The sequence below is a fragment of the Flavilitoribacter nigricans DSM 23189 = NBRC 102662 genome (assembly GCF_002646595.1).
GTDB classification, from domain to species: Bacteria; Bacteroidota; Bacteroidia; order Chitinophagales; family Saprospiraceae; genus Flavilitoribacter; species Flavilitoribacter nigricans.
In genome coordinates this window covers 115,957-128,856 of record NZ_PDUD01000027.1, presented here as the reverse complement: position 1 = coordinate 128,856, position 12,900 = coordinate 115,957, and the positions used below count along the sequence as shown (strand labels likewise).

Here is a 12,900-nt window from a genome sequence, read left to right as displayed (position 1 = left end):
CGTCCGGTTTAAAAACTAAAAGACAATTTGACTTCATGCACTGTATCGCCATCGATGATGAACCCAAGGCACTCACCGTTATCCGTAAACACGCGGAGCAGATCCCCTTTCTGGATCTGGCCGCTACTTTTGTGAACGTCTTTGAGGCCCAGCAATACCTGGAGGAGCATCAGGTCGATCTGGTCTTTCTGGATATCCAGATGCCGGATATTTCGGGCATGCAGTGGTTGCGCAGCCTGCACCAGCCGCCGTTGGTGATCTTCACGACGGCCTTCCCCCAGTACGCTGCCGATAGTTACGAACTGGAAGCGGTGGACTACCTGATCAAACCCTTTGATCTCGAACGTTTCTTGCGGGCGGTGAATAAAGCCCGCTCGTTATCGGAGTCCTCCCGGCAGCGTCCCGATTTTTTCTTTGTCAAAGACGGGAGCCGGCAGGTTAAACTCCGGATAAAAGAGATCCTCTATCTGGAAGCAGCCGGAAATTATGTGAGTATTTATACGCCCGGGCAAAAAATACTGGTACGGCAGACGCTGCAGTCCTTTAGCGAACAGCTCGCTCCCTACCATTTTCTGCGGGTACACAAGTCTTACCTCGTCAATCTGCAACGGATCGACTCGATCGAGTACCAGCACATTCACATCGGAGCGTCACGTATTCCGGTGGGCAAACCCTATCGGGAGGGCTTGCAGCAGGCTATTGATCGCTTTTCGCACTAATTAAAACATGAATACCAAAGGCGGCGTGTGACCTCAGAGAGGTTGAATATTCGTAGAATTTAGCCTGGATAAGCGTTGTGCGACCTCCCTGAGGTCGAAACCAGCATTTCGACTATTTTTCTACGAATGCTTAACCTCTACGAGGTGATTTTTGATTCCTGAAAAAATTCAGGACGGCTTATGCAAATCAGGAGTTAAAAGTCCCGTAGGGACGAGCTATAGGTAGCCCGTCCAATAATTTGGGAGGTTCAGCGTGCCGTAGGTACGCAATATGGTTTTACATGGCGTACCTACGGCACGCTAAGTCGGGAAATGGTCATTTTGCTACCTACATTTTGTGCCTAAACGCACATTGATTCCAAGTTTGACCCCTGATTCGCATGAATCATGTTAACCCTGCGCCGAAGCACAGATGATGCTTACTCAACAACCATAGATCTTGTTACAGTGAAGTCATCGGTAGTCAGCGTGTAGAACAACACACCGGCAGGCAGGTCCTTACACTCAAGCGTCAGAACGTTTTTGACTTGTACGCCGGAAGTACGCAATGCTTTGGGTTTTCACCGAGCGCACTTTTGACTATTTGTGAGGTGTCGTTTCCCGACTTGTACTATCGAACATTGAAAATTAAGATTGCTTGTCTTCACCGCCAAGGCCGCAAAATCTCTAACAAGCTTAGCGTCTTGGCGGCTTTGCGGTGAAATTCATTCATTTCAGTTTTTCGATTCTTAACTATGAATGTTCCTCACCAGAAGTCGGATCTATTCACTCCGCAAACTCTCCACCGGATCCGTCAGAGCGGCTTTGATGCTCTGGAAGCTCACCGTCAAAAAAGCAATACCTACCGCCAGTATACCGGCAAGCACAAATACCCACCACTGGATCTCGATGCGATAAGCAAAATCCTCCAGCCAGGCGTTCATCAGGTACCAGGCCAGCGGAGAAGCGATCACCAGCGCGATGACCACCAGTTTCAAAAAGTCTTTGGATAATAAGCCAACCAGGCTGGCCGTAGAGGCGCCGAGGATCTTCCGGACACCGATCTCCTTAGTTCGCTGCTGGGTGAGGAAAGCCGCCAGACCGAACAGTCCCAGACAGGCAATAAAAACGGCCAGCAGGGAAAAGATTCCGAATACCTGGGCCATCCGGGTCTCCCCCTCGTACAATTGCTGGAAATCCTGATCCAGAAATGAATACTCCATGGGAGCCTGGGGAGCAAATGTTTTCCAGGCCGCCTGGATGGTGGCGATCTGTTCCTCTACATTGCCCGGTCGCAGGCGGACGGCCATTTTGGAAAGCCGCCATTTGGTCATAAGCAGTACGATGGGTTCTACTTCGTGGTGCAGGGAGCGGAAGCTGAAGTCTTCCGTTACACCGATGATGCGGCGCTCGTCGTACCCTCCGTAGTTCAGGGATTTTCCGATGGGATCTTCCCAACCCAGTTTGGCGGCCGCCGACCGGTTGATCAGACAGGCGCTGCTATCCGTGAGCATATCGACGGAGAAATCCCGTCCTTCGACCATGTCAATCTTCATCGTCTCCACGAAGTCGGCATCCACGAAGGAATAGGTCAGGGAAGTTGCTTCGTAATTGGACGGTTTTTCGGGCACGAATACCGTGCTGTCGAATTCATCGCCCGGTACGCCCTGCGCCGTTGTCACCTCTTCTACCGCCGGCAGGGTCTGTAGTTGTTCTTTGAAAGCCGCATAGTTATTGCGCAAGGCGGTGGCCCGGTTGATGACCAGTACGTGCTCCTGGTCGAAGCCCAGTTGCTTCTCCTGCAGGAAGTTCAATTGGTCTTTGACGATGAGGGTTCCGATGATCAGTCCGGCCGAAATGGCAAACTGCATAACGACCATTCCTTCCCGCAGCCAGTTGCGTCCCTTCAGGGTGGCGACCTTGTCCTTGAGTATCCTGGCGGGCGTAAAGGAAGAAAGGATCGTTGCCGGGATGATCCCCGTGAGGAAGGTAGTCAGCGCGCCGAAGCCGACGATAGTCAGCAGGAAACGGGGCGTGAGCAGGGTTTCCATCGCCAGTTGTTTATCGGAAAAAGCATTGAATGCAGGCAGCACCAGACCCGTGAGCAGGATGGCCAGTACCAGACCGAAGCCGATATAGAGCACCGCTTCGGTAAAAAATTGCGCGATCAACTGGCGCCGCTGGGAGCCCAGTACCTTGCGAACCGCCACCTCCTGCGCCCGGATCACCGAGCGGGCGGTGGTCAGATTGGTGAAATTTATGCAGGCCAGCAACAGGATAAAGACCGCAATGATGCCGAATAGCCAGACCGAGGTCATACTGCCACTCTGGGATACATCCCCGTCGAGCCGTTCACCGAGGTGAATGTCCGTCAGGGCCTGGAAGGGGAACTTGGTGTAATTATTTCCTTCAGCATAATCTTCATCCACCACATTTTCTTCCACATACGTCAGTAACTTTTGCTGTAACAAGTCCGGATCACTGTCCGGCAATAGAGTGAAATAGGTAAGCACCGTCGCCGATCCCCACTGGTCCCGCCGCTGTTTTAGGTACTCCAGCACATCGGAAGAGACCATAAAGTCGAACTGTAAATGAGATTGGGCCGGAAATTCCCGAACGATGCCCACTACCTGGAGCAATTGTCCGTCATTGCGCTCGATGCTCTTTCCCACGGGATTTTCGGTGCCGAAATAACGCTGCGCCATCTCCTCGGTCAACACGATCGTATTCGGCTGTTGCAGGCCCGCCTGCGGCTCCCCGGCAATGGTCTCGACGGTAAAAACATCGAAAAAGCCGGGATCAACGAATACCCCGTTTTGTTCCCGGACAAATGCTTCGCCCTGCTTCATGGTGTATCCCCCACTGATAAAGCGGGTGACCGACTCCACTTCCGGAAACTCCCGTTCCAGGGTAGGTCCCAGCGGCATGGGTACATTGGGGATCTTCCATTCATTCTCGCCGAAGCGGGCTTCCCACAGCGCCCGATAAGTCCGGTCCGCTTTCGCGTGGAATCGATCGTAACTCAGTTCATCGTTTACCCACATAAAGATGAGCAGGCAAACGGCGATGCCGACCGTCAGACCGAAAACGTTGATAAAAGTGTATCCTTTATTGCGCGCCATATGACGCAGTGTGACTTTGAGATGATTTTTCCACATACTATTGATTATTTGATCATCTGATCATTAAAATATTAGATCATCGGATTACCGGATCATTAACATCACTCACTCCGCAGACTTTCCACCGGATTGGTAAATGCTGCCTTCAGACTGCGCAGACCTACGGTTAGCAAAGCAATGGCCATAGCGGTGGCTCCGGCCAGCACAAATACCCACCAGTGAATATCGATGCGGTAGGCAAAATCCTGCAACCAGCGTTCCATGAAATACCAGGCCAGCGGGGCGGCAATCAGCATGGCGATCAATACCAGTTTCAGGAAATCCCTGGACAAAAGCGCCACAATGCCGGACACCGTCGCCCCCAGCACTTTCCGAATGCCGATCTCCTTGACTTTTTGCTCGGCCATAAAGGTGACCAGGCCGAATAGCCCCAGACAGGCAATAAACAGGGACAGGGAAGAGAACAACAGAAACAGCGTACCCATGACCTGCTCGTTACCGTACTGTTCGGCTACCTGACTGTCCACGAATGCATAATCCAGCGGCAGGTCGGGCAGCATGCGCTGCCAGGTGGTTTCCAGGTGCCGGACCGCATCCTTCACATTGGCCCGGTCGACGCGCAATGACAAGCGGCTGCCGCTGCGGGCAAAGCTGATGACGAGCGCTTCCACCGGTTTGTGCAGGCTTTCAAAATGGAAATCCTTGACTACCCCCACTACCCTTCGGGTGTTATCGCCTTTCCCGAAAGGTTTTCCAATGGCATTTTCCGGTTTTTCCCAGCCGAAGGTGCGGACCGCGGCTTCGTTCACCAGCACGGCCTTGGTCGAATCCGTAGCAATGGAGCCCGAAAAGAAACGACCGGCGGCCAGTTCCATGCCGTAGGTTGCAAAATAATCCGGATCGGCGGAGAGGATGTAAGCGCTGGTAGAGATCTCTTCGCCTTCGAGGTTTTCGGTTGTGGTCCAGTCGTTACCCAGACCGCCCACTACGTTCCCGCCGTGCCGGGCGGTAGCCAGGATGGCCGGACTTTTCAGCAATTCGCTGCGCAGCGTTTCCATCTGGCGGTTCACGGCATCAAAACCCCGGTAATTAACTGAGATCACGGCGTCCCCCTGGTAACCCAGTTCTTTAGATTGTACAAAGGACATCTGTTGCCGGATGATCATAATGCCCGCGATCAGGACCATGGTGGTCACAAACTGAAAAACGACCAGTCCCTTGCGCATCCATACGCCTTCGGGATTGCGCTGAAAGGAGCCCTTGAGTATAGAGACCGGTTTAAAACCGGAAAGCACGAAAGCCGGATACAGACCGGACAGCACTCCCAGCCCCAGAGCAAAACCCAGCAGGATCAGGACATTACCCCAGCTAATAGCAAATTGGTAGGTCTGTCCGGTAAGATCGGAAAAGGCCGGCAGAAACAAACGAAAGAGCAAAAGGCCAATCGCGGTAGAAAGGAAGACCATCGTTACCGAATCGGTCAAAAACTGCCGCACTAGTTCACTCCGGCGGGCACCGACTACTTTGCGGATCCCGGTTTCTTTCGCCCGCTTCAGAGCACCCGCGGTGGCCAGGTTCATGTAGTTGATGCAGGCCAGCAGCAGCACCATCAAACCTACGGAACCGAACATCCAAACCCGCGCCCGGCTGCCGTTGGAAGGAAGGTCGTAGCGCAGATCGGAATCCAGATGGATATCCCGCAGCGGCTGTAGGGCGTAGGTATAACTCATTTGGTTTTCTTCCCAGGCTTCTTTGGAGTGCTCCGCCACCACGGCATTCACCCGGACTTCGGATTCCTGCCATTCCGCGGGATTGCGCAGGCGTACATAAGTGTACATCCAGCCACCGACCCACATTTCATTGATGTTGAACCCACCGTAGTTTTCCTCGGCGTAGCGATACATGTAGTCCATCGGTATAATGGCGGAAAACTGGATCTGCGAATTGGCCGGCGGATCGGCCGCTACGCCGCTTACCGTCAGCATCTCATCTTCGCCGTACTGGATGGTCTGGCCGACGGGGTCGTAATTGCCGAAGTACTTTTTGGCGAGGCTTTCCGTCAGAACGATCTGATCGACTTCCGACAGCACTTCCCCCGGCAACCCCTGCAGGAGCGGAAAGTTGAAAAAATGGAAAAAACTGGAATCGGCGATCTGAATATCCTCCTCGAAAAATTTTTTATCGCCGACCGTCAGTTGACCGGCGCCGTCGAAATAGCGACAGGCCGCTTCGATCTCGGGCAGATTATCGGGAAGTTGCGCGCCCAGAGCCGGACCGGAAGGCGCCTGGGAGAAAGATTCGCTTTCACTGGTAAAGGTGTTCACGATCCGGTAGATCCGGTCTCCGTCTGGGTGAAAATCGTCGTAGGAGAGTTCGCGTTCCAGCCAGACAGCAATAAAAAGACAAACGGCAATTCCGGTAGCCAGACCTGCTATATTGAGGCCGGAAGTGAGCAGGTTCTTACGCAATTGCCGAAACGAAATAAGGAGGTAGTTTCGAAACATGGCCGGGTGATTTAGTAGTTATGATGGTACCAGGAGCGATAGTGGGACGATCGCTCCGTTTTTATTCATGGAAATTTCATGCCAAGCTCAAAAACACCTATAAATCAGGTAAATACAAGCAAAAACCGTCCAAATCAGGGAAAAATATGTTCAGATTTGAACAACAGGTGTCCGGGAATGAACGCTCAATCGGACGGAGGAGATCAGGTACCCAAAGACCGCCCGGATGTAATCGGGTTCGCGACAGCCGCAGCTTTTGGCATTTTTCCAGCGGGAAGCTGATCCGGGCAACTGCCGGACCGCTTCGTGCGTTCTCAAAAAGATTCCCGGTCCGGCCGGGCACACTTTTCCTTCACCGAGCCTGTTGATCATGACTCTCAAGCACTTCATCATATCCTTTTTTATATTGCTCAACCTGGTACTGGGTTACCTCTTCCAGCAAGCTACGGATTACCGTTGTTTCATGGAGTTGATGATCGTTGCAGCTACGGGCCTGGTCTTTTGGTTAGCGGCCTCCGGCTGGACGGCCCGGACTGCTTCCCGCTGGAAACCAATGGGGCCCTTTGGACACTTTGCCATTCAGATGGGGATCGGCCTGTCCGCCGGGGTGCTCAATATGCTGATCAGTTCGGGTATTCTGTTCCTGATGGTGATCGGTTCGGCCGATTGTGCCGATACGGTCTTTGGATTTCTCAACGGCACCTTTACCAATAACCTTACCGTTCATCTGCTTTGCTATTGCTCGCTGGTGTTTGTGGATACGAAGCCGGTGGCAGATAGTGATACCGCGGTACCTCCAGACGTTCCGCCACCCATTTTGCTTACCTCCGGCAATAAGACCTACCCCTGTACCTGGCAAAACATCTCCTACATTGAAACCTCCAACAACTGTATCATCCTGCATACGGATAACGGGAATTTTGTGCTTTATCAAAGTATGAAATCTTTTCTTGCGGCCTATGAGGATACGGCTATCCGGCGTGTGCACCGGTCTTTCGCCGTAAACATGGAACAGGTAGCGTATTTCGAAAAGAATAAGAACGGCGACGGTTGGTTGACGCTGCATAATGGTACGCGGGTAAAGTTCAGCCGAAGTTATTGCGGCGAATTCATGTAAACCGTAAACGTGCAGGGTAGACGTGCAGGTTTAGCGTGCCGTAGCCCTACGGGACGTTCAACCCCTGCTTGGCCCGACTCACCTCGTTTATTCCTCGGCTCACCCGGTTTGGCTTTTCTCCTCGTGCTAAGCCATTCATCTTCATAGCTCCATTTAACAATTACATTTAAATCAGCTACCGATGAAATTTACGTTTTGGAGCTTGTTGATCCTGCTCGTTGCCGTCGCCTGTACGCCGTCCGGATCGCAGGCCATAACCATTGATCCGACTGCCGATGCCCGGCAATTACGACAACTAAAAGAAGTCCACTGGCCCACCGCCTACCGCGAACAGGACACCATGCTGCTGGACCAGATCCTGGATGGTTCCTTCCAGATGGTGGATGCCGGCGGCAATTGGTCCGATAAAGCCGGAGAAATGGACTGGATAAAAGCCCACGCCATGGAACACGATTCCTTTTTTTACACCATCAAAAGATTGGATATTTTGGAGAACGGCACCGCCATTGTAGCCGGCACCGGTCATATGATCAATAAAGGCGTGGAAATGATCTACGAATCCAGCAATGTATTGATCAAAAGAGGAGATCGATGGAAAGCGATCGCTTCCCACGTCTCGGGGATACGAGCGCCGGGATCCACAGCCGGTGAGTCGGAGCCGGGGAAATAATCGTGATCCGCCCGTAGCGTAGGGGGCAGTTCTCAAATTATTGAGTTTGAAGAATTGCAATTTCAATAGCAATAGCAAATTCAATACCTCATAATCGTGCAAAATGGATATGCCGGGGGAAAAACTGCCTTTACCTTGCTATGGTAATTGAGATTGAGCTTACAATTGATAAAATGTTATGACAATCCATTAAAACCGAACCGCTGTATGCTCCGGGAATCTGCTAGCGGCTATATACCATCTTCCCGGCTTTCAGTACGCGACGCACCTGCCACAGCGCTTTTATATCCTCATCGGGCCGGCCGCTTACCACCACCAGGTCGGCCCGCAGCTCCGGGGCGATCCGGCCGCGATCGTTCAGATCGAATACTTCCGCATTAACGGCGGTCACGGAGCGCAGTACGTCCAGAGGGGACATCCCGTACTCCACCATCAGTTCCAGCTCGCGGACGTTTTCTCCGTGGGTAAATACACCGACATCCCCACCGGCCACGATGGTTACGCCGGCAGCCAGTGCCTGCTGCACACTTTTGCGTTTTTGTACAATGCGGGCCGGATCCGGGTCCGTTCCCTTTTGCCAGCCGCGGTACTGACTGATCGCATCCCCGGCGGCAATGGTGGGGCAGAGCGCAACTCCCCGTTCCTGCATCAAGCGAAAGACCTCCGGGTTACCTCCGTCACCGTGCTCGATGGTCTTTACCCCGGCGAGGGTAGCCCGTCGCATGCCCTCGGGGGTCGCAGCGTGGGCGACCACCTGTCGGCCGCTACTGGCGGCTACTTTGACGATCTGTTCGAGTTCTTCCAGGGTAAAGGTGGCCATTGCTTCTCCCTTGGGTCCCCAGCGATAGTCGGCGTAGACTTTGATCAGATCAGCGCCGTGTCCGATCTGGGTCCGGACTTCGCGGGTCAGTCCTTCGATACCGTCGGCGGTAGCGGCCCCCAGCGGGAACTGCACGTGGGGCGCAAATCCTTTTGGCCCGTAACTACCACTCGCTACGATTGCCGGACCGGCAACCAGCAGGCTCGGTCCCGGGATCACGCCCTTTTCGATCGCCTCTTTTACCCCAACGTCCGCGTAGCCGGCGCCCTCACTTCCCAGGTCCCGGCTGGTAGTGAATCCCGCCTCCAGGGTCTTCCGCACGTGGACCGTAGCCCGCGCCACCCGTTCGGCCTCACTTTCCACCAGCACCTGATCGTTCCAGGAAGTTTCATCGTAGGGATGAAGCAGAATATGCGAATGCCCCTCGATCATTCCCGGTAGCAGGGTCTGGCCCGGCAAATCGTGCGTTATCCGTGGGCCGGAAGGCAAGTTCAGTCCGTTGCGGGGCCCGGCGGCCAGAATGGTGGCACCGCGGACGGCTACCGACCAGTTTTCGTGCATCTCCGTACCGTCAAACACCCATGCGGGCTGGTACAGATGGATCGTATCGGACTGACTGAGCAGAAGAATAGGGAAAGCTAAAATGAGCAGTAAACTCAAGGATCTTATCATCATAGCGACTGGAATATTGTTGTTTGTGGCGGAAAGATAAGGCTAAATGGACAGGACTTCGCAGGATTCGGAGCCTTAAACGAGAATACCGGAGATCCCGCTTCAGTTCAAATAGTAAACTCCGGCCAAAGTGAGGTGGTAGGTTCGCAGGGCCGAAGTACCCTCCGGGTCGTAAAAGGAAGTGAGCGATATGACACTGCGCAGGCTCAGACCAAAATACCTGTTGAATAATAAGGTGCCACCGAAGAGCAGACTTACATCATTTTCCTGAATGTCATCCCCGGTCTTGATCAGGGAGTCTTTCGTACGGGGCTGGTAGTAAGGGTTAAAGCTGGATTCCTCGATCCGGGAGCTCACCAGGCGGCCGAACGAAAGTCCGAAGTGATAATCATGGCTAAAACTTCCATCCTCACCTTCATTGAAAAGATGGCGATAAACAACGGGAACTTCCACATAATTTAACCGGATCCGCAGCTGGTATTCGATATTTTCGCGCCTTTCCCGATTAGACGGCTGGCTTCCACGCTGACTGAACAGTAATTCGGTAGTGAGTAGGTTATTGCGGTTGAGTACGACTACGCCCATGAGTCCGCCCTGAATGCCGGCACGGCGGTAGCCGCTGTATCGATCGCCGTCGATCTGGGCCATATTGAGACCGATCTGCAAACCGGCCTTGAACCGGCTCTGACGTTTGTATCCTTTGCCCTGCGCCATTAAATCTACGCTACCAATACAAAACAGCAGTAGAAAACAGATGAATTGCCGGTGTTTCATGCTTAGCTCTCCCTTTTAATCGTTGGCCCACTGGGCTTATCAGAATGGATTTCAACGATTTACAAAATAGGGATTCTTTCGGCGAATCGGAATGATCAGCTATTTTTTCTCTCCTCGGCGACCTTGGCTTCGATCTCCCGGGCCATTTTGGCCAGCCCCAGTGGGGCATTTTGTTCGAATGCCTGCATACCGTCGGTCATCCCGGCGGCATTGGGCCCGGCCAGGCTCATGGTGCGGAGAATGCGGGTCTTACCCTCTTCCAGGGATTCCAGTTCGGTGCGGTTGTAAAATACGGCGCCTTCCAGTGGTACTTCGATCACCATCAGACGTTCTTCTTCCACGGGCCCGATCACCCAGCGCTGGGGCATCTTACCCGGCATTTTGGTCTCTCCATTGGTACCGGTGTCGAAGGGACCGTAGATCCGGATCCAGTTTACGGTGGTGCCTTCCAGACGTTCCCAGTTGGTGACGTCCGTAAGAAATGACCAGATCTGGGCGCAACTGGCCTGGCAGGTAACGGCGTGTTGGAATTCCCAAACGGTATTTTCCATGAGTAGCTGTTTAGGTGTGGAAATTCAGCCTTCCATTAAGATTACAGGCTGAAAGCAAAGGTGCGATCATTTTAATAACACGCAAATGGCTTCCGCAGTGCTGCCGAAAGGTGAAAAATACCCGACGGAGCCTATCGCAGCAGCAAACTGCCTTTTCCCGCTATGGTAATTGATATTGAAAAAATCGTATGATCACCTTAAAACACCACACCACTACCCCATTGAGGTGCCGACGCCCGACTGCTCCATAACCAGATCCGCCACAATGCGGATCCAACGGGGATCATCGTTCAGGCTGGGTACCAAATCGACCTTTTCGCCGCCCAGTTCCTCGAACTCTTCCTGGTATTCCGTGCCGATCTCAATGATGGTTTCCAGACAATCCGCCACGAAGGCAGGGCTGAAGACCAGGATGCGCTTGGCGCCGTTCTTAGCCAGTTCTTCCAGAGTAGCGCTGGTATAAGGTTGGGCCCAGGCTTCCGGCCCCAGGCGGCTTTGGAAAGTGGTGGTATATCGCTCGGGCGTCAGTTGGAGCGCTCCCGCAATGGCCCGGGTAGTAGCGTGACACTGGGCCGAATAGCAGAATTGGTTGGTAGCGGAAATACGCTGACAGCAATTTTCCGATTGCAGACAGTGGTTGAAATCATCCGCTTTGCGCAACTGACGCTGCGGCAGACCGTGGTAACTGAACAGGATATGATCATAACTGTCCAGATCGAACTGCCGGGCGTTATCCGCAAAAATATCGATCATGGCCGGGTAATCGTAGTAGGAATTGATCATCCGGATATTCGGAATGGTATCCTTTTCGCGGAACACCCGCATCACTTCGTCGTGGACCGAGCCGGTAGTAGCGGAAGCGTACTGCGGGAACATCGGGAACACGATAATCTCCGATACTTTTTGGGCCAGCAAGCGATCGATGGCATCCGGCATGGAAGGCGATTGGTAGCGCATGGCCAGCTCAACGACATACTCTTCTCCGAGCAGTTCCTGCACCCCAGCAGCCACCCGTTCTCCGTAAACTTTCAATGGAGAACCTTCTTCCGTCCAAAGCTGTTTGTATAACTTTGCGGAGCTTCCGGAGCGGAAAGGAGCAATGATCCCGCGGACCAGCAGATTGCGGGGCAACCAGGGATAATCGATCACCCGGGGATCGAGAAGAAATTGTTTGAGGTAGCGATAAACGGCTCCCCGGGACGGACTGTCCGGAGTGCCCAGATTCACTAATAAAACGCCTTTTTTACCTAAATGCTTCATGCACGATCAGTTTTCCAAAACAGGACACAAATTGACCACTTTTTGTTCATAAATCGGCAAATTACAGGTAAAATGACTGTCAAGTTTTAACAATTTCCGGGGCCCGCCCGTCTTTTTGGCGCCTCGCTACGTTTATAAAAAAAGGAAAACAATGAATATGCTAAGCGCTCGTTTAAATTTGGCTGGTTTACTGGCTGTAGGCTGCCTCCTTTGGGGATGTTCCAGAGTGGAGACTCCAAACCCGGAATCTCTGGTATTTACCGGTCCGGCCGACGGCTGCGGCTCTTTCCTCATCTATCAATCCAACGAAGCGGGAGATTTGAGTATTGCCGTTCAGGGAGATCGCGACCAGTTGGGATTATCAACCGAAGCAGCATCTTTTTCGATCGGCCCGTCCGCGGATATTCAGCTTAGCCTGCTTTCCTACGAGGGCAACATTGAGCAGTATTACTGCAATGATGTGATCATCATCGAACAGCAGCCGAAAATAATCAGCGAATGGATCGCCCAGCGCGGCACCGCCCGGATCCGGATCGTTGAGGAGAACCTCGGTCCGTCGGGCCAATCGCAGCCGCTGTATTCCCTGAGTATCGAACTGGAGGATGTTGAACTGCGCAATGATCAGGGAACCACCTTACAACTGGATCAGCACCAATTCCCGGTAACGACGGTAGGCTGGTATCCGGGATAAGCAATTAAAAGATTTCAAATT

At 53.0% G+C, this 12,900-nt stretch carries 11 protein-coding genes; 4 read left to right on the top strand and 7 right to left on the bottom strand.

What is annotated here, in order from left to right; genetic code table 11:
• Nucleotides 1-35 precede the first annotated feature (35 nt).
• Nucleotides 36-719, top strand: coding sequence for a LytR/AlgR family response regulator transcription factor (locus tag CRP01_RS23240; RefSeq protein WP_099152505.1), 684 nt, complete (start codon nt 36-38; stop codon nt 717-719).
• 761 nt (nt 720-1,480) lie between these two features.
• On the opposite strand, the gene CRP01_RS23235 is transcribed toward CRP01_RS23240, so the two are convergent.
• The 3 genes from CRP01_RS23235 to CRP01_RS41925 all read right to left on the bottom strand — a co-directional run bounded on the left by CRP01_RS23235 (nt 1,481) and on the right by CRP01_RS41925 (nt 6,696).
• Nucleotides 1,481-3,856 (bottom strand): ABC transporter permease, encoded by a 2,376-nt coding sequence (locus CRP01_RS23235; RefSeq protein ID WP_099152504.1) that lies wholly within the window; start codon nt 3,854-3,856, stop codon nt 1,481-1,483.
• Between the two features lie 65 nt (nt 3,857-3,921).
• Nucleotides 3,922-6,324, bottom strand: a complete 2,403-nt coding sequence (locus CRP01_RS23230) for an ABC transporter permease (RefSeq protein WP_099152503.1) — start codon at nt 6,322-6,324, stop codon at nt 3,922-3,924.
• Nucleotides 6,325-6,474: 150 nt separating this feature from the next.
• Complete coding sequence (locus CRP01_RS41925) at nt 6,475-6,696, bottom strand: hypothetical protein (protein WP_143473505.1); 222 nt, start codon at nt 6,694-6,696, stop codon at nt 6,475-6,477.
• Between CRP01_RS41925 and CRP01_RS23225 the strand changes: the two genes are divergently transcribed.
• Entirely contained in the window at nt 6,695-7,441 is a 747-nt protein-coding gene (locus tag CRP01_RS23225; RefSeq protein ID WP_143473504.1) for a LytR/AlgR family response regulator transcription factor, read from the top strand. The genes CRP01_RS41925 and CRP01_RS23225 overlap by 2 nt on opposite strands.
• 181 nt (nt 7,442-7,622) lie before the next feature.
• On the top strand, nt 7,623-8,111 hold the full coding sequence (locus CRP01_RS23220; RefSeq protein WP_099152501.1) for a nuclear transport factor 2 family protein: 489 nt from the start codon (nt 7,623-7,625) through the stop codon (nt 8,109-8,111).
• 223 nt (nt 8,112-8,334) lie between these two features.
• Here the strand turns inward: CRP01_RS23220 and CRP01_RS23215 are convergent, their stop codons facing one another.
• From CRP01_RS23215 to hemH, 4 genes are all read right to left on the bottom strand, one after another.
• Nucleotides 8,335-9,603, bottom strand: a complete 1,269-nt coding sequence (locus CRP01_RS23215; protein WP_099152580.1) for a metal-dependent hydrolase family protein — start codon at nt 9,601-9,603, stop codon at nt 8,335-8,337.
• Nucleotides 9,604-9,705: 102 nt separating this feature from the next.
• Nucleotides 9,706-10,377, bottom strand: a complete 672-nt coding sequence (locus tag CRP01_RS23210; protein WP_099152500.1) for an outer membrane beta-barrel protein — start codon at nt 10,375-10,377, stop codon at nt 9,706-9,708.
• Nucleotides 10,378-10,472: 95 nt separating this feature from the next.
• On the bottom strand, nt 10,473-10,928 hold the full coding sequence (locus CRP01_RS23205; protein WP_099152499.1) for an SRPBCC family protein: 456 nt from the start codon (nt 10,926-10,928) through the stop codon (nt 10,473-10,475).
• Between the two features lie 213 nt (nt 10,929-11,141).
• Nucleotides 11,142-12,188: a ferrochelatase gene (gene hemH / locus CRP01_RS23200; RefSeq protein ID WP_099152498.1), complete on the bottom strand. Its 1,047-nt coding sequence runs from the start codon at nt 12,186-12,188 to the stop codon at nt 11,142-11,144.
• Between the two features lie 151 nt (nt 12,189-12,339).
• Here hemH and CRP01_RS23195 point away from each other — a divergent pair, with 151 nt between their 5' ends.
• On the top strand, nt 12,340-12,879 hold the full coding sequence (locus tag CRP01_RS23195; RefSeq protein WP_099152497.1) for a hypothetical protein: 540 nt from the start codon (nt 12,340-12,342) through the stop codon (nt 12,877-12,879).
• Nucleotides 12,880-12,900 lie beyond the last annotated feature (21 nt).